Here is a 19155-nt window from a genome sequence, read left to right as displayed (position 1 = left end):
GAGATTCACCACATCAACAAGCTGAAAAATCTCAAGGGAAAGGAACAATGGGAGCGGGCTATGATTGCCCGCAAACGAAAAACTTTGGTAGTTTGCAAGTCCTGCCATAATGGAATTCATCATTCGTCATAGCGTAAATGGAAAGCCGTGTACATCGAGAGGTGTAAGCACGGTTTGGGGAGAGGGTGGAACAAACCTGTCGCAGTAATGCGGCAAGGCGGTACTTCCCTACTCTACATGAAGTTTCAAAGCATCGGCATTCCGCCGGAGCAGGCGCAGTTTTTGGAGACGCGCAAATTCCAGATTAACGAGATTGCCCGTATCTTCCGCATTCCGCCCCACATGATCGGCGATCTGGAGAAATCCAGCTTTTCCAATATTGAGCAGCAGTCGTTGGAATTTGTCATGTACACGTTGGACCCGTGGGTGGTGCGCTGGGAGCAGGCCATTCAACGAGCCTTGTTCAGTGAAAGTGAAAAGCGGCAGTTCTTTGTGAAGTTTAATGTGGACGGGTTGCTTCGTGGCGACTATGAAAGCCGCATGAATGGCTACGCCGTGGGCAGGCAAAACGGCTGGCTATCCAGCAACGACATCCGCGAATTGGAAAATCTCAACCGGATACCGGCAGAATTGGGCGGGGACTTGTATCTCATTAATGGCAACATGACCAAGCTGGCTGACGCGGGGGCTTTTGCCAGCAACAATAGCGCTGAACGGGAGGGAAGCAAATGAAGAAATTTTGGAACTGGGTAAAAAACGAGGAGGGCCGCACCTTGTATTTTGATGGTTATATCGCCCAGGACAGCTGGTTTGACGATGATATCACGCCGAAAAAATTCAAGGATGAGCTGATGGCATCTGCCGGCGATATCTCGGTTTGGATCAATTCTCCGGGTGGGGATGTGTTTGCGGCGAGCCAGATCTACACCATGCTTAAAGAGTATGAAGGTAAGGTTACGGTTAAGATTGATGGGATTGCCGCCAGCGCTGCTTCGGTGATTGCTATGGCTGGTGATGAAATTGTTATGTCACCGACTGCCTGTATCATGATCCATAATCCCGCAACGGTAATATTCGGTGAAGCGGCGGATCTTGCAAGCGGCATCAAGATGCTGAGCGAGGTCAAGGAAAGCATTATCAATGCCTATGAGCAAAGAACCGGCCTGTCTCGCGGGAAAATTTCAAACATGATGGATGCGGAAACCTGGTTCAGCGCGCAAAAAGCGGTGGAAATGGGGTTTGCCGATAGAATCCTCTACGCGCCTGATGCCCAGGATGCGGCAGAGGGTTTTATTTTTGACCAATTAACTGTCACCAACGCCTTTTTACGAAAGCTCCCCAAGTATATAGAGAAGCAGCCGGCTATGGTGGAGGGGATGTCGCACAAAGAACTTCTCACAAGACTTGAACTTTTGAAATAGAAAACAGGGGGGAACTTACTATGAATAAAATACTGGAACTGCGCGAGAAGCGCGCTAAGCTTTGGGACAGCACCAAAGCTTTTTTAGATTCCCGGCGCAATGAAAATGGTCTGCTGTCGGCTGAAGACACGGCTACCTATGAAAAGATGGAAGCCGATGTGGTGAGCTTGGGTAAAGAAATCGACCGTTTGGAACGTCAAGCGGTTTTGGATTTAGAACTGTCCAAGCCTACCACCGCTGCCATTACGAACAAACCCAGCCAGCATCAGGAGACAGAGAAAACCGGCCGGGCTTCGAGCGAATACAAAGCGGCCTTTTGGAAGGCAATGAAGAATAAAAACAGCTTTGATGTGCAAAACGCTCTGCAAGTGGGAACCGACTCGGAGGGCGGCTATTTGGTGCCGGATGAATTTGAGCGTACTCTGGTGGAAGCCCTGCAGGAAGAAAACATTTTCCGGCAACTGGCTACGATCATTACCACTTCCTCGGGGGATCGTAAAATTCCGGTGGTCGCCACCAAGGGAACTGCTTCCTGGGTGGATGAAGAAGGTGCGATTCCCGAGTCGGACGATGCTTTTGGTCAGGTTTCCATTGGAGCCTATAAGCTGGCTACGATGATCAAGGTGTCCGAGGAACTCTTAAATGACAGTGTGTTTAATCTGGAGCAATACATTGCCAAGGAGTTTGGCCGGCGCATTGGGGCGAAAGAGGAAGAAGCCTTCTTTGTTGGTGACGGGACCGGCAAGCCTACTGGTATTTTCAATGCCACTGGCGGTGCCGGCGTGGGAATCACAACTGCCAGCGCGACTGCCATTACTATCGACGAAATTATGGACCTGTTTTATTCTCTAAAATCACCGTATCGTAAAAATGCCGTATTCGTCACCAACGACGCCACGGTCAAGGCCATTCGCAAGCTGAAAGACGGGAACGGCCAGTATCTCTGGCAGCCTTCGTTGACGGCGGGCCAGCCGGATACCATTTTGAATCGTCCGCTGAAAACATCGGCCTATGTTCCGGCTATCGCATCGGCGGCAAAAACTATCGCCTTTGGTGATTTCAGCTATTACTGGGTGGCAGACCGGCAGGGCAGATCTTTCCAACGTCTTAACGAACTCTTCGCGGTAAATGGGCAGGTTGGCTTTAGGGCTACGCAGCGTGTCGATGGCAAACTGATTCTGGCCGAAGCCGTCAAAGTGCTGCAGATGAAAGCGTAGGTGGGAAGTATGAGCATTGTGAAGAATTATGCCGAGCAAGGCGGCGACAAGTGGGTGGTAACCGGAAGCCTTGATATTGCTGGCGAAGGAAAGCTATTGATTCAAGGAGCTGACTTTACCAGAGCGGCAACCCAGGCGGACAGCGCTGCCACCACTATTGCGGATTTGAAGACCGACTTTAACGCGCTGCTGGCCAAACTGAAGGCGGCCGGCCTGATGGAGTAGGGCTATGGCAGAGCCGCTGACGCTCACGGAAATTAAGGAGTACTTGCGCATTGACGGTGAGGAGGAACATTCCCTTCTTACCGCTTTGCTTTCTGCGGCGATATCTCATTCGGAAAACTACCTGCAAGCGCCGCTGCCTAGTGAAGTGCCAACTCCGGTGAAGCAAGCCTTGCTGATTTTAATCGGACATTTTTATGAGCAGCGCGCAGGAGAGGATATTCCGAATGTCGTGTATGTGTTGTTATCCCCATACCGCGCGCATCTATGGTAGGTGAAGATATGAATCCAGGAGAACTGAACTGCCGCTGCGTGCTGCTGGCAGAAACCAGAGCGCCCGATGGACAAGGCGGCTATGAAACGCTGTATTTAACTCGGGCTACGGTGTGGGCTAAATTTCAGGCGTTCACTGCTAAAACAGTAGACCAGTATGAGCAGCTGACGCCTGAGATTTTATATCGCATTCTGATTCGCTATCGCCATGATGTGGCGGTAACCGATCGGATTCAGTATGGCGGCCGGGTCTTTGAACAGATCGGGCCGCCAGTGGATGTAGAAGAAAAACATGCTTATTTGCGGCTAGAATGCCGGGAGGTGGTGGCCGATGCGGCCGGTGGTTAAGGTGGAAGGAATTGATCGCTGCATTTCCTTTGGCGATCTTGTTACAACCAATGTCAGCCAAGTAATTGAAAAGGAAACTGAGCAAGGGGCTAAAGCGGTGCGTAAACGAGAACGGGATCTAGCGCCGGTGAAAAGTGGCCTTTTGCGTAAAAGCATCGTGAATCGCAAGGGCAAGTACGGTATCTCCCGTATGGTCCGTGCTAAAGCGCCCCATGCGCCGTTGCAGGAATATGGCACTAAACGGGGAGTGAAGGGCAAGCATTTTGCCGAACGGGCGCGCCGGGAGCTGGTGCCAGGCATTCAAGAAAAAATCAGGAATTCGGTGCGAAATGAGGTGCGGCGATGAAGCGCTCGCCAGTGTCGCCGCTGAACAAAGCCTTGTATGATCGGTTGATAGGTGCTTTGTCTGTAGGGATTTACGATTATGTGCCCCAAGGGAAAAAAGCGCCCTATGTAGTGCTGACGGAAACATGCGCCCAAAGCTGGGACGCTAAGACCTTTGGCGGAGCCGATGTGCTGGCGACCGTAAAAGTACTAAGTGAGTACCAGGGGGATAAAGAGGTGGCTGCCATTTGTGACGCTGCTATTTTAGCGGTTTTGGCGAACCCTCTAGTATTGTCTGGATTTTGGCAGATTGCCCGCGCCAGTGTGGACAGCCATTCGATTGAGCGTCTGGATATGCACCGAGAAGGTATCATTGTGTTTCGGTTTATGATCCTAGATACAAAGGAGTGAGAAGCAATGCCATTGATTCCAAGTGATGGTGTGGATTTTCTATTAAAAGTGAATACAGGTACCGCGCAGGTTCCGGTGTGGACTGTAATTGGCGGCCAGCGAGGCGCGACCTTGAGCCTGACCGCCGAGCAAATTGACGCTTCCAATAAACAGTCCGGGGCCTGGAAAACCAGTGTGCCCGGTATGATGTCCTGGAGTATTGAAGCGGATGCGGTTATGCTGACCGATGTGTCGGGTTTGAGCATTGATGCGGGCCGGGCTAAATTGCTCACCGTTTTTGCTAATCGGGAATTGGTGCATGTGCGGTATATCCGCAAGGATGGGTCTAAGTTCCAAGGCTATGCGGCCATTACCGATTTGAGCGAAGAGTCTCCCCATGACGGGGTGGCAACCTATAAGATTACGTTGGCCGGAGCCGGCGCGCCGGAAGAAGTGAATGGTACCAAGCAGGTGGAAACGGCGGAAATAGTCGGCAGTATTTCAACTGCTGGCAATGCTACCTTTACGGTAACGGCTGCCGGGATGACCGGTTCGCCCAAGACCATCAGTGTGGCGGTGGCTCTTAATGATTCCGCAGCGGTGGTTGCGCAAAAAGCCAGAGAAGCACTGACAAGTGACAATGCGGTAGCGGCGAAATTCAGTGTTGGTGGCTATGGGACCAAGGTGGAGTTAACCGCTCTGACTGCTGCGGCCAATGACAGTACCCTTAATATTGCTATTGCCAATGGAACGTGCGCCGGCTTGACGGATTCGCCCGTTTCGACCAGTACCACTCCAGGGGTTGCCCCGGCAGCATAACGAACAGGGTGTGCGGTTTGAGCTGCGCACCCTATTTTCTTTAAACGGAGGAAAGAGCGATGACAGGACCTGTCTTTATTACCATTGGCGGAAAAGAGCGCCGCCTACGCTACGACATTAACGCCGCGGCCGAGATGGAGGAACTGATGGGAGGAAAATCCTTGCTCTATGTAATGAGCAATCCCATGGCTGCTGGGTTTTCGGCGGTGCGCATTTTGCTGTGGGGCGGCTTAAAGCATGCGGAAAAAGGACTTACCTTGCAGCGCGTAGGGCTATTCATGCAAGAGTACATGGAAGGTGGCGGTAGTTTCGGGGAACTAGCCGGTAAGATCGGGGAAGCCATTAAGGCCTCGAAGATCATGGGCGAGAGCTTGGCTGGTGAGGACGATGGGGCCGGGGAGACAGACGCGGGAAACGAGTAACCACCGTAGCCCAGTGGATTGAAAAGGCTGCGCCGGTGGCATACGGCCCTCTCGGGCTAAAACCGTGGGAGTTTGGGCGGCTGACCTTCGGCGAGTTTTACGAATTGGCGGAAGGGTACCACTGGCGAAGCCAGCAGGAGCAGATTATGGCGGCTGGATTTGTGGCTTCCATTATCAACACCTGCACGACGCGTGAACTTAAAAAGCTGGTTACGGTGGATATGCTTTTAGGAAGAGAGCCTAAAGAAAAGCAAAGAGCAACACAGGAAGAAGCGAAGATGGCTATACAAGAGTTGCTGTCGAAAGTGGGGTGAGAACATGGCTGGCAATGCGTCGATGACCATTTTTATTGGCGGGGATAATAGCGACTTTCTAAAAAAGTGGGAGAGCACCAAGCGGGCGCTGCGTAAAGGGCTGGGCTCGGATGCTTTGGCGGCGTCTGAAAGCATTGCTACCGGTTTAGCCGGCGCGGTGGCGGCGTTGGGAGCCTTTGGCGTAGCCAGCGTGAAACTGGCAGGCGACATGGAAGCCAGCCGCAAGGCGTTAACCACACTTTTAGGAGATGCTCAAAAAGCCGAAGAAATGCTGGCCGATCTATCTAGCTTTGCAGCAGATACGCCCTTTGAACTGCCTGGGTTGTTAACGGCGACTAAAAAGCTTTTGGCCTTTGGGTTTGCTTCGCAGGATATCATTCCCATGCTGGCGTCCATTGGGGATGCGGCGGCGATGTTGGGTATTGGGGAAGAAGGAATTAGCCGCCTGACCAACGCCATCGGCCAGATGCAGGCCAAGGGCAAAGTATCGGCGGAAGAGATGATGCAGCTGGCGGAAGCCGGTGTGCCGGCATGGAAGTTCTTGGCCGAAGCTATTGGTACGGATATTCCTACCGCCATGAAGATGGCCGAAAAAGGAGCCATCGACAGCACCACCGGCATTAACGCGCTTCTCATGGGTATGCAATCTAAATTCCAAGGCGGTATGGAAGCCATCAGCAAAACCATTCCCGGCCTTTTGTCCACCATTAAGGACAATGTGCGCATGGTCATGGTGGAAATCGGCGACAGCATTGCCAAGAACTTGAATCTTAATGAAAAGCTGCAAGATATTGCAGACTGGCTGACGCAGTTTGCGTTGGCCGTAAAGACGCTGGGCGTTAAGGAAGCCTTGCAAGGTATGGTGCCGCCGGAACTCATTGCGTCGGTGTTTGTGTTATCCGGAGCGTTATTGGGTGCGGCCATTCCGGCGATGATCGCCTTTGGTATTGCTGTTTGGACCGCGCTGGCTCCGTTGTTATCCTTTATCGCCATCGGCGCGGCGGTGGGGTTGTTGGCGTATGAGATTTGGGTGAACTGGGAGCCGTTGGCTGAGCTGTTTCAGGATTTGTGGACCTCCATTTCGGAGGCTGTATCAGAGGCTTGGACTGCTATTTTTGGGGCGGTGCAAGAAGGCGTAAGCCAGGTTGTTACCAGCGTTACCGATGCCTGGAACGCAGCGTGCCAGCTGACCGTAGATACCTGGAATGCCATAGTGGGTACCCTCGAGGAAGCTTGGAACTGGGTAACCAATCTAGTTGAAGAAGCCTTAACGGTTGTGGTTGATTTTTTAGGCGAAGGCTGGAATGCGGCGGGTGAAGTCACCGCGGCGGTTTGGAATGAAATCGTGGACTTTATTGATGGCGCTTGGGCCGGGATTAAGGACGTAGTGGGTCAGGGGATTAACTGGATTGTAGAAAAAATGAGTCCCCTGAAAAGTTTCTTCGAGCAGTTCTTTCCAGAGTCGGTAGGCAACTGGTTTAACGAGGTTACTGATGGCTTTGGCAAAATTGGAGCGGTAGCGGGCAAGTGGAACTGGGGTTTTACGAAGAAAGATATTTCTTCGCTTTTGCCGCCTATGAAAAAGCCCAATACGAAGTTTGCCGGTCTAAGCAATGCCACTCCGGCAGGCAGCACCGGTGAGGAAAAAGGTAGCGGCTCTGGCGATAAGGCGTTCGAAAAACTGCAGCGAAAAGCTGAGCAGGCCAGTAAAGCCATTGAGCGGGAATGGATGCAGCTGACCGCGACGAAGCTAGAAGCTTTGGATGCCTGGTATGCTGACGAAATGGGAACCTTGAACGAATCCAAAGAAGCTAATGAAAACTATGAGCGCGATGTGTTGCGTCTAAACGAAATCTATGCTTTCAAGAAGAAAAAGATCCTCTTAGATGAGCAGAAAGAGCGAAATCGGATTTTTGACCAAGCGTCGGATATGGCAAAGAACTTGCGCGAAAAAATCGGCGCGATCGGACTTACGGGTGTCTCTAAGCAAAAGTTTGACCTTGAAAACGATGCGGTGCGGCAAATTGATGAGGTGCAAAAACGCTACCGGGATTTGGCGCTAGAGTATGCGGACGGAACCGCCCAGCAGCAAGAACAGTTTCGCGCAGCCTGGGAAGCCAACGGTATTCAGTTTGCTTTTACGGAAACCGGCATGGTGGATTTTAGCCGCCAGATGGCCGCCGAGCAGATCGCCATTGAAGAAGAGAAAAACCAGCGGATTAAGGATTTGCACTATGAGCGCGTCAAGTTTCAAGAAGACCTCGATCGGGCTAGAGAAGACGGCGATTTGGTGCGCTTTCAGGAACTGCTCAATAAGGAAGAAGCCATGCAGGAGCGGGAACTGTCCGGGCGGCAGCAGCTGATCGACTCGTATTATAAAATTTGGCAAGAAGCGCATCGGTCCTCCATGTCCTATATGGCAGAGCTTACAGATGGTCTTTATAACGGCTTTTCCACCTTTTTTTCGGATGTCTTAAACGGCACCAAGTCCATTGGCGACGCCTTTAGCGATCTGGCCAAAAGCGTACTGAAGATGATTAACGATATGATTGCCCGCTGGCTGGCCGCTAGAATTATGATGGGCCTTTTTGGCAGCAGCTTCGCCAACTTGGGCGGCAATAGTATGCTGCCTGGTTTTGCGTCCGGCGGAAATTATGCCGGTGGGTATGCGTTGGTGGGCGAGAATGGTCCAGAGCTAATCAACTTCAACCGCGGCGGTTATGTGTATAATGCGCCGGATACCAAGCGGTTGCTGCAAAACGGCGACACCTACCATCAAATCAGCGTGCCTGTCAGTGTGGTCGGTGAAACGAGTCCCCGCCTGGCCGGGCGTCTTCGTTGTGAAATTACCGAGCTGGTGCAGCGCATTATCTTCGAGGAGGCGAGGGCATGATTCTTGGGGGTATTACCTTGCCGGAAATTTATACGCCCTTAGAGTGCACGAAGCCAAGAGCCGTCAGAGCTATTGCCGTGGTGAGCACCTATGGCGGTGTGGCGGTCTTTGATTGGGGTAGCTTTCTTGCGGGCAAGGAAATCAAGCTGACCTGGAAATCCATGACGGTAGCTCTTTTTGAAACACTGGATGCCTTGTACCAGGCGGGGGCTGTCGTTATATGGGATAGCGGCATCGGCGGCAAGGTGTATCTGGTGAAGATTACCGCTTTTGACGGGGCGCTTTTGTTTGATAAAAATAACGAGTATATGCTTAATGTCTCCATGACTCTGATTTTATTAGAAGAGGTGGTGAGCTAATGGCTAATAGTTTAAGCCCAGCGCTTTTGAGCGCCCAGGATAACGCCAGTCGCTATCCGCTTGTGGAAATTAAAGCGGGACAGTTTGCCGAAGACTTGCCATTAGTCGGCCAGCGCTTAGATGCGCAGACGCTGGATCAGACAGGGGCCGCAAGCCTTTTGCATTCCAGCGGCCGCCTGATTGCCGCCTATACGCAAGATGAATTTGATGTCCTTAATTATCCGGCAAGAAGCGTCAAGCTAGTCTATACCGATACCCAGCGGGTGGAGTTTTATTATGCAGATTTGTTTGTAGCTACCGGAAGCGGAAAGTTCTATGATTTGTCGCTGACGGAGATGGCGGACGGGAATCTGGTGTTAGCCTATGTGCTGCTGGATAGTAGCGGTAAGTACAATCTGAAGGTTGCGGTTTTTTCCTATGATGGTTCCGGCGTTTCTCAATACAGCATTAAGTCGGCGCAGACGTTCGCCCTTTACTCGCCCTCCATTTGTCGAACCGGCAGCGGCTATTTGGTGACCTACATTCAGGATATGACCATATCGGCAACACGCGGCGGCACCTATATTGGCACCAACGACAGCCTAATTACGATCGAAGTTACCGCAGACGGCACCCAGACCACGGCGAAGTTCAAATGGAAAAAAGGAGAAGGGGCTTGGTCGAGCGAGATCACCATGACTGGTTCGTCCCAGACCATTACCGAAGGAACCACCATTACCTTTGCTTCCGGCACCTATTGGGCTGGGCAGAAGTTTTGGTATTCGGTAACGGCGGCCCGCTTTGCGACAGGAACGATTACGGTTGAAGGGATGCCGCTCGATGGTGACACGGTGGTGATGGGGGATAAGACCTATACCTGGCGGACCATTTTATCTACGCCGGCTGTTGCCAATGAAGTCAAAATCGATACGCTGGGCCGCGAGATCTGCGCTGAGAATTTGCGCTGCGCCATTACAGAGGGAACCTTTGAAGGAACCGGAGCGGGAGTGCGCTATGGTACCGGCACCGTTGCCAGTACTAAAGCCAGTGCGACCAGAGTCGAGCGAAGTCTTACCTTAACCTCCTTAACAGCGGGAACGGCCGGAAACATCCTGACCTTGACCGTTGACGGAACGCGCTTAAAGAAGACTGCCTTTAGCGGCGGGGCCGCTTCAGTATTGGGGACTCTCTACTGGACGCCGGGGAGCAAGCTGTATAAGATGACGGCTTCCGCTCCCGGCGGCAGTTGGTCGTCGGCTGTTGAGCCTGCTATTTCCGGGATTCTATCCAGCCGAAAGAAGCTGGACACGTATCTGCTTCGGCAAGCGGACGGAACGCTTTGGCTGTTTTTTACGTATATGAATGCCGGAGACATGGATGCTACCGCCGTTTATAACCTTTATTACAGCAAAAGTAGTGATGACGGAGCCACCTGGAGTGCGGCGGTGAGCCTGACAAGCTTCACGGTTCCTTCGGAAATTGCCAGAAGACCTGCGGTGGTGCAGAAGTTGGCCACTCAAATCGTACTGGCCTATGACTCGGTCAAGACCTCACTTATCATGGATAAATCCAGTCCGTACTGGACGGATGAGAGCAGTCAGGCTATAAGAGGTCTGCATTTCAATCCGTCTACTCGTAAGCTTTATGCAGTGTATGGCAATAATGGTGTTGGTAATAAAGGCATCTATGGCATTGTGCGCATTGACGTTGATACCTGGACGCTCGATCGGTTTTGGAATGCCAATACGGTGCCGGCCATACCGATGTTTTTTCGGGAAAATCATGTGTTCTATTGTCATGGAGATGGCGCGGTTCTAGCCATGATAGCGCAGGATGCGCAGATTTTGGTGCTCGATGATTCCGCCAACACCCTGAGAATCCTGTCGCTGGAAGATAACAGCACCTACGGCCTTACGCAGAATGTAACCAATGTTCCTTGGAGCAGCCAATATCATACGGAATATCTTGGAGGGATTCAGGTAGATTCGGCGTCGAACATGCTATATTTTGCTTTTTTGAAAACAGGAAATAGCGGCGTCGCTAAAATACTGACTTTGGATTACACCCAGGCCAATCCGTCTTGTACCGTGGCTACGACCTTTACTACCTATGTGTTTGATTCGACGATCCCGGATGTCCTCGATGCTACGGCAGACAGTATGGTGCTGGATAAAGAAAATGGGTATTTGATCTATTGTACCAAAGGCCTTATCAGTACAAACCGTTGGGCCGGCAGCATTCGGGTGTTTTTGCTAAGTGGCGGAGGGCTATACCGGCATTATTATTACCAGGACAGTCTGCCGAATTTCTCCTATTGTGGTGCGGGGCATCCGGTGATTGTCGGGGGAAAACTTTATGCCGGGCAGTGGAACTATACCACCAATTATGGTCAAGGAAACTACTGGGGTGTTCTTTCGGTGGATTTGACGAGCGGCGCGGTTAAGTGGTATTTGCCATCCGGAATTATTGCCGGTGGACCGCAAGACGCTCAATTCCGGTGCCTTACGGCAACGCCAACCGGAACGATAGTAGCTTCTTGTAAGGCCGGGGTAGCGTTACTCGATACGCAGACTGAAACCTGGAGCTTGATCAATAACACTACCACGCCGGGGGTATTCCCAACGGGTATCAGCGATTTTGGCGGTGCTGCCATTGCCTATGATGCCGGCAATGAACTAATTTTCCTGGGCGTGCGTGATGCGTCGAGTAATTCTTTTACCGGAGTCGTTGCCTTTCCGGCGGCCGGGAAAATTGAGCAAACTCAGTATGTGAACGCATTTTACTCCGGAGGGGTGTGGAATTTTGGAACTGCGGCTCCGCTGGTAAAAGGAAACCGGGACTACTCGGCGGCGCTGGCGGTAGACCCAGCCACCAACGGCCTATATGCTTTTTGGACTCGCTGGAATCGGAGCGCCGGAGAGCAGCTTTATTGGGATAAAGAAGCTGGCATGTTGGATTTGTCCGCTGGCTTGGTGCGCGGGCAAGCCATTGAGCAAAAACGCAGCGTCGACGGCCAACCGGGAAAACTCACCTTTTCTTTGGATAAAGGCCATTTGTACGATCCGCATAACCAGGCGTCCTTGCTATCGCGGTACTTGAAAAAGGGGAAGAAAATCACTCTGCGCTGGGGAGAGAAGATCGATGGCGTTGATACCTGGCAGGAAGGAACCAGCGTGTATGTGCTGACAGGAGTGAAGCTTTCCTATAAGCGCGGAAACTATCCAGTACTCTCGGTGGAGTGCGAAGACAGAAGGACGCTATGGGAGAACCTGGGCATTGTCGCAAGCCAGTACTATAGCGGAATTACGCCGGATGCGGCACTGGGAAATCTTCTCCAGAGCTATGCGGGAGTGGAACAGACCGAGCTAGATTTAACTGCCATGGGAGAAGAAGACGAGCTTTATTATCAGTGGCTCGATACGACGGTGAAAGCGGCGGTAGAAAGCATCACCAACCGCTATGGCTACTATATGGATGTAGACCTGGCGGACAATACCATTAAGGCGCGCCGCATCGCCAAGGATAACCCGGTTGATCACGTTTATGCTTCTGTGACGAACCTGCTGGAGTTTTCGCCGGATGACAGCTATAGCACCCTAACGAACCGAGTGACGGTTACTGGCGAGGGGCGGACGCCTTTGGATGTGGAAACTGCGGAAGAAAGCGTTGGCAGTGAGTCGGGAACTCTTGGTTTTTTCCAGCACAAGCAAGTGCATCGGATCTACTACAGCGACGATCATCAAAAGCGGGCGGTGCGGCCCAGGATGGAGATTACGCAAAACGTCTCATCGATTGGCTTTAAAATGGGCGGACAAATGAAACAGTGGATTTCGGCGGTGGACCCGGAGTGGCATTGGGTGGAGGTAACTTCCCAGGGACCCAACCTAATGCCTGTCTTGCTGGGAGCCATCGCTTTGTTTTTGCTGGGTAAAAGCCAGCCGCCTGCGGTGGGGATGATTAGTGAACCTGCGGAAACGAAACGGGGCAGCTGGATGAAGGACGCGGGGCTGTATATTGCCCTCCAGTGCTTGGCGGCGGTAGGCAACTACGCCTTTACCATTCATGCTTGTCCGATAGGCCAGAACTACCAGACCTTTGAAGCGTCCGCTAATGATCTAGAGCTACAAAATGACCTGCGGGGGACGGTGATTGAAACGCGTATCGACGATCCGCTAGTCTATGACGCCAGTCAAGCGCAGCAAGTGGCTCAGAGAGAACTTTGGATTTTGCAGGCACAGCGCCGAAGGGTGAAGTTTTCTAAAACCGTTCACCTCCAAGACGATGCCGGTGATACCTTGCAGATTCCGCACCCCTATACCGGCGCACTTCTTACCTTGTTTGTAACCAACTTGACCCGCCGAATGACCATTCCCAGCGGCAGCGGAAGCGGCGAGTACACGGACAGTCTGGAAGGATGGGTACTATGAGAACCTATGGAAAGCGTCTCTTACGCGGGGCTACGGATAGGGCTACCAGACAGGCAGCAGAAAGCAGGGACGCGGTCCTATGGGATGTTCTTCTGACCGAGCGGGTGTGTCGCTGCAAGATTCAAGGCTCCAGTGAATTCGTTATTGCCCGCTTTCCACAAAACTGGGCGACCATTCCCGAGTGGGCCAAGCCGGGGCAGGCGGTGCGAATTGCCCATCGCGGCGGCATCCGTGGTTACATTGAGGTGGTGGGATTTGGTAGAGCCATACCGACGCCAGTTAGCGGCAACGCAACACCGACGCCAAGTACGCCGGACGATGCCATTTTAGCGGGCTGCTTACTAAAGGCCATATCCCAGACGCCGGGGATGAGCGTGTATGTGACAACCGGAGTAGCCCGCTTTAATGGCGCAGAGTATGCGGTGCCGGCAGTGGCTATGGTCGCTGGCACCGTCTTTAAAATGAATATGGGCCTAGCCATGGGTGATGTAGCTGGAGTGTTTAGTATTTCCGCGCCGAGTGCGGGGCAGTTTCGGTATGACCTGTTTAGCCTTTCGCCAGCGTTGGTGGTTACTAAAACTACCGGAACGGCCTTTACCACTGCCGAAAGCAGGCCCAATCTTCCTGGTGGGCATATTCCCATTGGATACCTGCTGATGCGCGGTGGGCAGACTGTGATTACCGCAGCAGATATTGGCCAGGTCTGGTCAGCGCCAGTGCCGGCATCCATTGCCACAACCGCTACCGACAACGGCACTACCTGGAGCATAGTGGCCAGCGTCAAAGACCAGTACGGCAACGCCATTACGAATTCTTTGGGCTGGAATCTTACGGCCAATATTGTAAGCGGCGACGGAAGCGTAGCGCCGGCCAACGGTAATACGGGAGGCGGCAGCAGCGTTACCTTCACCTATACCGAAGGCACAGCCGGGACGCTGGTCAATATTGAAATTACGCTGTTGCAAGGGGAGTATTCTGCCTATGGGCAAGCGCTATTGCAGCTATAAGGAGGGGATGAAATGGGAGCCAACTTTCATACGGCCTATGCGGATGGATCAACGATCTTTGCGGCTTCCTCCATGGAGCCGCCGCTATCGGATTTGGATCGTGCTATTTCCTATACCAAGAACGTCATTGTCCACTGCGACGGGGTGATTAACTATTCGGCGGCTAGCGGGCAGCTTACCTGGAGCGGCGCTTTAAGGATTCTATTTGTTCGTGCCGATGGCCAGCTGATTCAAAATACGGTAGCCACTGGCGGTGTCACCCTTAGCGATAACCAAATGGCTTATGTCGATCTTTCGGAAACCAATGACGCGGCGGTTACGGTGTCTGCAGCTTCCTTGACTACGGCTGCGGCCAGTACGACCAAAGCCTATAACCGGCTGGTATTGGGTTATCGGAATACGGCCAGCGATGCCTTTTATCCTGTGAATGTACGATTGCCAGTGAATCCTTCTGTGGTTGGCTTTTTCGGCGCGGTTCCAGCTGCCAAAAACACGGTAACCTTGGTGAATACCGACGGTGCCATTGGCAGCCTGGCTATCGGGGCGACTTATTCCCAGGCCGAGGTGCAGGCGCTTCGCAATGCCGCAGAAACCTTGGCTGATGATGTAAGGGCGCTAAAAGCGGCGCTAAGTAGTTATGGTTTGGTATAGAAAGGGGGATATAGCATGATTGAGTACACACAAATCGAGCTGCGTATTATGGCCATAGGTTCTGCCATTGGCGCAGGGTTTTCCTTTCTGGTGGGTGGTGTTGATAAGCTCATCACCGCGCTTTTGATCTTTGTCATCATTGATTACGTGACCGGGATGGTCGCCGCTTGGAAGACAGCTACTCTTGATAGCAAAAAAGGCTTTGAGGGGATCAAGCGTAAGATTGCCATGCTGGTGATTGTTATTATGGCCCACTGGATTGATGTTGGCATTTTGGGAATTAGCACCTGCCGGGCGATGGTGATTTTTGCGTACCTGGGTAATGAAGGCTTGAGCATTATTGAGAACCTGGACCGCATGGGTTATGGCGAGTATATTCCGGCTTTCATTCGGGAAAAGCTGGTGCAGCTGCGAAGCGAAAAAGAATCTTTGAACGATAAGAAATGAGGTGGATTGTATGCGCATTATAATTGACCCTGGCCACGCAGGCCGCAACATTGATCCCGGTGCAGTTAACGCAGCAACAGGCTTGCAGGAGGCAGATGTGGCGCTGTGTGTTTCATTGCTGGTAAAAAGCTATTTGCTGGCTGTGGGGTACAACGTGAAGTTGACCCGCACCGAATGGGAGCAAGAAGAAACAGATGATCTAAGCTATCGGACAGCTCTGGCAAATGAATGGGCTGCCGATATTTTTATTTCTCTTCATTGCAATAGCACCGAAAACCCGAGCGCAGAAGGCTATGAAGTTTGGACTTCGCCGGGGGACACGATGGGAGATGCACTTGCGACCAGCCTTTATAGGCAGATTGCCGACGAGTTTCCAGATCGAAAAGGAAGGGCAGATTACTCGGATGGCGATCCAGACAAAGAGTCCCGCTTTTATGTATTGGTCCATACCGATGCGCCGGCGTGCCTTGTAGAAATGGCGTTTATTTCTAATGAAGAGGAAGCGGGATTGTTGGCGGATGCTGCATGGCAGGACCGGTATGCTAGAGCGATTGCGCGGGGAGTGACCGATTATTTTGTAGCAATGGAGGGATGAATTATGATCCAGTTGTTTCAAACATGGAAAACGGCCCTTAAGAAAAACAAGTGGCTGATTATATTCTTCCTGGTAATATGCGCTGTTCTTTTCTGGCTTTGGCAGCGAGCGCAGCAGGCGGAAGAACAGCACCGGCAGGCGGTGGTACTGCAAGAGGAACAACTGGAGCAGGCGCAGCTTTTGCGTAGGGCGCTTTCTATCTCCCAAATGAATGCTAAAGAACTGCAGGCGGCTTATGAAGAGCTCAAAGCTAAGCCGCCTGTTGCCAGTTTTACCGTGACTGCGCCTTCTTTGGAGGTAGCGGCTGAGCAGGTGGCGGAGCGGATCAATAAACAGGATGCGACGTTGCCGCCGGCGGCATTGGAGAAGACTGACCGTACCGCAGTGGTTAAAAACGAGAGCCAGTATAAGGTGGATGTACTGAAGATTAACCTGGATAAGTCTTGGGAGATTTCCGCAGGGGTTGGCAGCCATCGCGGCGATGCCTACATGCCTGTTGGGGTGCAGCGAAACTACGCTCCCAATAAGGCGGTGGCGGCGGAAGTCCATCTGGTGCCGGAAGAACTGGCGAGGGGGAAAATAAAGACCTCCGGGTGGGAGGTCAGGCATGTGTGGCGGTATTAGAGGTGGCTCTAGTTAAAATCCCCTTTGAATGCTTGACTTTTCTTTTTGTTTGAGCAATTAATATCAGACAAAAAGGAGATGCTCCCATGAATAAAAAACAAGCTGAGAAGGAAATGAATTACCGAATTGGTAAGATCGTTCTTGCCACCCTGCTTGCCGAAGGGTTAATTACAGAGGAAGTGTACGAGGCCTCTCGGCAGTCCTTGATGTTAAAAATAAAGCCGATCATTGGTAGTCTGGAACCGCCGAATGGAGCGTAAAAGGCTTATAACAACTATAAAAGCAAAGCCCCAGTTTGACTTAGAACTATCGAGCCAGTTTGTAAAAAGGCGTTCCGCAGCATATATTCGTGTCAGTACGAGTAGTGAAGAACAATTGAATTCGTATGAGGCGCAAAAAGATTATTATTCCAAATTTATCGCCGCTCATATTAATTGGGAATTTATTGGCCTGTACTGTGACGAGGGGTTAAGTGGCACTTCGAGAAAGAGGCGACCAGAATTTAACCGCATGGTTGAGGATGCATTGAATGGAAAGATAGACCTCATTATCACAAAAAGCATATCCCGCTTTGCTCGAAATACTCTGGATGCGCTTATGATTGTAAGGCAACTAAAGGAAGTCGGATGCGAAGTTTGGTTTGAAAAAGAAAACCTATATTCTTGCGATAGCAAGGGAGAGTTTATGCTTACCCTGTTGTCTAGCATAGCGCAAGAAGAAAGTCGCTCGATTTCAGAAAATGTGAAATGGGGTGTTCGAAAACGGTTTGCAGATGGTAAATATTCCATGCCATACGCAATTTTTCTTGGTTACCGGCGCGGTAGAGATGGTAAACCGGAAATCGTCGAAGAAGAAGCTAAGATCATTCGATTAATTTACAGGCTGTATCTGGAAGGTAATACTGATTCAGGGATTGCAAAATATCTCACCAATAATGGAGTGCCAACCCCAGGTGGTAAAATAAAGTGGCAGCCTATGGTAGTGGAATCCATATTGACCAATGAAAAATATTATGGGGCAGCACTCTTGCAGAAGCGTTTTATAGAGGATTACCTGACCAAAAAGGCGCGTAAAAACATGGGTGAGCTTCCCAAGTTTTTCATAGAAAATGACCATGAACCGATTATAAGTGAAGCGATATTTATGGAAGTGCAGAGGCGAAAGGAAAGCGCAGCTTTCATCAATCCGCTCTTGCACGCTTTCTCCAATAAACTTATTTGCAGTGAATGTAAAAGCAAATATGGCAGCAAAGTAGTAGGCGCATATAAATATCCGAGGCCGGGACATACTAGATATATTTCCTGGTATTGTGGACGCAGGTATATAATCCCCCACAAAAGAAAGATGCCGACTATTTCGGAGAAAGTGATGAAACATTTATTCGGGGAGGCGGTACAGCAGCTGTGGTCAAGGAATCTCAGACTTCAAGGTTTAATACAAAAGAGCATTCTTGCGGCTCTGCCTCTAGCGGAAAGGACGTCTCGTAGGCGAAGGGGTAGCGAGTTCCTTGAAGCGTTTACACGAATATACCCACAGGACTTGGCAGTAGATCAAGCGGCGGTACAGGTGATTCTGGATTTTGGGGAAGTTACGCCCGAACGAACGATACGATTTCACTTTATAAATGGAGAATGCATAACATGCAATATCCCGCCGAGAAATAGACTACCAATAAAAAACTAAAAGCAGCCAACCGAGCGACGCGCTGTATGCCTTTGGTAAGTATTATCGTTCTTGTAGCTGACTCATGCCTTCTTGCCGAAATGTCCTTCGCTCTTGATGCGAATATGCTCGTGGTGCTTGTAGGGCGAGAGGGCTTTTGTTTGTGTAGTTTTCAAAAGCATGGAATTGTTGATTGTAGGGTATATGTTCGGAAGCCAAGCAGTGGTGGTATGCGAAATGCTAAGTTATCCGGAGAAAGCAAAAAGTAAAATGAGGAGAGCATTTGAAAAAATATGAAGAATTAAAAGGTAATTCACAGGGAAATGTAAAAATTTGAAGAATAACATATAATATGGAGCTAAAGCGAAAGCGATGGTTTTGTATTTGGCCAAAGAACAGGCTTGCACAGAAGGATAGTAGGATTTGATTTCCGCGCAAATATGTTGCGTACCTGAATAACTACTGGATTTTTAGGCGGATGAAGCCGAGGGAAAGGATAGCGTAGAATTAAGTTCGCAAAAGTGAAAAAGGAAAAGCCATCGAAAACTCCGAAAAGGTAAGTGCTAGCAAACCCAAAGGAGTGTGTAATCGATGGCTTACCAAAATTCTACCGTACCTTTCGAAAAAATGCTAATGAAATTTGTGTTGGACGAAGAACCCATGTTATCTATGCTCAAATGGCTCTGTGAACGGCTTATGGAAGCCGAAGTAGAAGGAAAGCTTGGCGCTGAAAAATCCGAGCGTAGTGAAGGACGCCAAGG

At 51.0% G+C, this 19155-nt stretch carries 21 protein-coding genes and 2 pseudogenes; all 23 read left to right on the top strand.

Features of this window, described 5'->3' with window-relative positions:
• The first annotated feature begins 3 nt into the window (after positions 1-3).
• On the top strand, positions 4-132 hold the full coding sequence (locus C508_RS20895; RefSeq protein WP_479688668.1) for an HNH endonuclease: 129 nt from the start codon (positions 4-6) through the stop codon (positions 130-132).
• 6 nt (positions 133-138) lie between these two features.
• A pseudogene (locus tag C508_RS19050) lies at positions 139-732 on the top strand (phage portal protein); the annotation flags it as partial.
• The gene (locus C508_RS0116485; RefSeq protein WP_018704677.1) at positions 729-1421 is read left to right on the top strand and encodes a head maturation protease, ClpP-related; all 693 of its coding nucleotides are present in this window, start codon (positions 729-731) and stop codon (positions 1419-1421) included. The pseudogene C508_RS19050 and the gene C508_RS0116485, both read left to right, overlap by 4 nt.
• A 20-nt stretch (positions 1422-1441) precedes the next feature.
• On the top strand, positions 1442-2638 hold the full coding sequence (locus C508_RS0116480) for a phage major capsid protein (protein WP_018704676.1): 1197 nt from the start codon (positions 1442-1444) through the stop codon (positions 2636-2638).
• 9 nt (positions 2639-2647) lie between these two features.
• Entirely contained in the window at positions 2648-2863 is a 216-nt protein-coding gene (locus C508_RS0116475; RefSeq protein ID WP_018704675.1) for a hypothetical protein, read from the top strand.
• 4 nt (positions 2864-2867) lie between these two features.
• Positions 2868-3134, top strand: coding sequence for a head-tail connector protein (locus C508_RS19045; RefSeq protein WP_018704674.1), 267 nt, complete (start codon positions 2868-2870; stop codon positions 3132-3134).
• 8 nt (positions 3135-3142) lie between these two features.
• Entirely contained in the window at positions 3143-3481 is a 339-nt protein-coding gene (locus C508_RS19695; protein ID WP_018704673.1) for a phage head closure protein, read from the top strand.
• The gene (locus C508_RS0116460; protein ID WP_018704672.1) at positions 3465-3827 is read left to right on the top strand and encodes an HK97 gp10 family phage protein; all 363 of its coding nucleotides are present in this window, start codon (positions 3465-3467) and stop codon (positions 3825-3827) included. Before C508_RS19695 ends, C508_RS0116460 begins: the two co-directional genes overlap by 17 nt.
• Complete coding sequence (locus tag C508_RS0116455; protein ID WP_018704671.1) at positions 3824-4216, top strand: DUF3168 domain-containing protein; 393 nt, start codon at positions 3824-3826, stop codon at positions 4214-4216. Before C508_RS0116460 ends, C508_RS0116455 begins: the two co-directional genes overlap by 4 nt.
• Before the next feature lie 6 nt (positions 4217-4222).
• Positions 4223-5014, top strand: a complete 792-nt coding sequence (locus C508_RS19690; protein WP_018704670.1) for a phage tail tube protein — start codon at positions 4223-4225, stop codon at positions 5012-5014.
• Positions 5015-5073: 59 nt separating this feature from the next.
• The gene (locus tag C508_RS0116445; protein ID WP_018704669.1) at positions 5074-5436 is read left to right on the top strand and encodes a hypothetical protein; all 363 of its coding nucleotides are present in this window, start codon (positions 5074-5076) and stop codon (positions 5434-5436) included.
• A gap of 35 nt (positions 5437-5471) precedes the next feature.
• The gene (locus tag C508_RS0116440) at positions 5472-5750 is read left to right on the top strand and encodes a hypothetical protein (RefSeq protein WP_018704668.1); all 279 of its coding nucleotides are present in this window, start codon (positions 5472-5474) and stop codon (positions 5748-5750) included.
• A 4-nt stretch (positions 5751-5754) separates the two neighbouring features.
• Complete coding sequence (locus C508_RS0116435; RefSeq protein ID WP_018704667.1) at positions 5755-8643, top strand: tape measure protein; 2889 nt, start codon at positions 5755-5757, stop codon at positions 8641-8643.
• Positions 8640-9002 (top strand): hypothetical protein, encoded by a 363-nt coding sequence (locus C508_RS0116430; protein ID WP_018704666.1) that lies wholly within the window; start codon positions 8640-8642, stop codon positions 9000-9002. The genes C508_RS0116435 and C508_RS0116430 overlap by 4 nt, the downstream gene beginning before the upstream one ends.
• Positions 9002-13408 (top strand): hypothetical protein, encoded by a 4407-nt coding sequence (locus C508_RS0116425; RefSeq protein WP_018704665.1) that lies wholly within the window; start codon positions 9002-9004, stop codon positions 13406-13408. Before C508_RS0116430 ends, C508_RS0116425 begins: the two co-directional genes overlap by 1 nt.
• Entirely contained in the window at positions 13405-14415 is a 1011-nt protein-coding gene (locus tag C508_RS0116420) for a hypothetical protein (protein WP_018704664.1), read from the top strand. The genes C508_RS0116425 and C508_RS0116420 overlap by 4 nt, the downstream gene beginning before the upstream one ends.
• Before the next feature lie 12 nt (positions 14416-14427).
• On the top strand, positions 14428-15066 hold the full coding sequence (locus C508_RS0116415) for a hypothetical protein (protein WP_018704663.1): 639 nt from the start codon (positions 14428-14430) through the stop codon (positions 15064-15066).
• 15 nt (positions 15067-15081) lie between these two features.
• Positions 15082-15513: a phage holin family protein gene (locus tag C508_RS0116410; protein WP_018704662.1), complete on the top strand. Its 432-nt coding sequence runs from the start codon at positions 15082-15084 to the stop codon at positions 15511-15513.
• Between the two features lie 10 nt (positions 15514-15523).
• Entirely contained in the window at positions 15524-16108 is a 585-nt protein-coding gene (locus tag C508_RS0116405; RefSeq protein ID WP_018704661.1) for an N-acetylmuramoyl-L-alanine amidase family protein, read from the top strand.
• Between the two features lie 3 nt (positions 16109-16111).
• Positions 16112-16732, top strand: a complete 621-nt coding sequence (locus C508_RS19685) for a hypothetical protein (protein ID WP_018704660.1) — start codon at positions 16112-16114, stop codon at positions 16730-16732.
• An 86-nt stretch (positions 16733-16818) separates the two neighbouring features.
• Positions 16819-16992 (top strand): SHOCT domain-containing protein, encoded by a 174-nt coding sequence (locus C508_RS20450; protein WP_018704659.1) that lies wholly within the window; start codon positions 16819-16821, stop codon positions 16990-16992.
• The gene (locus tag C508_RS0116390) at positions 16982-18415 is read left to right on the top strand and encodes a recombinase family protein (RefSeq protein ID WP_018704658.1); all 1434 of its coding nucleotides are present in this window, start codon (positions 16982-16984) and stop codon (positions 18413-18415) included. Before C508_RS20450 ends, C508_RS0116390 begins: the two co-directional genes overlap by 11 nt.
• A 570-nt stretch (positions 18416-18985) precedes the next feature.
• Positions 18986-19155: pseudogene (locus tag C508_RS20445) on the top strand (IS256 family transposase); the annotation flags it as partial.

The sequence above is a fragment of the Anaeromusa acidaminophila DSM 3853 genome, from assembly GCF_000374545.1.
In the GTDB taxonomy this organism is placed as follows: Bacteria; Bacillota; Negativicutes; order Anaeromusales; family Anaeromusaceae; genus Anaeromusa; species Anaeromusa acidaminophila.
The sequence above is the reverse complement of the archived record's forward strand: the minus strand, read 5'-3'. Positions and strand labels throughout refer to the sequence as shown.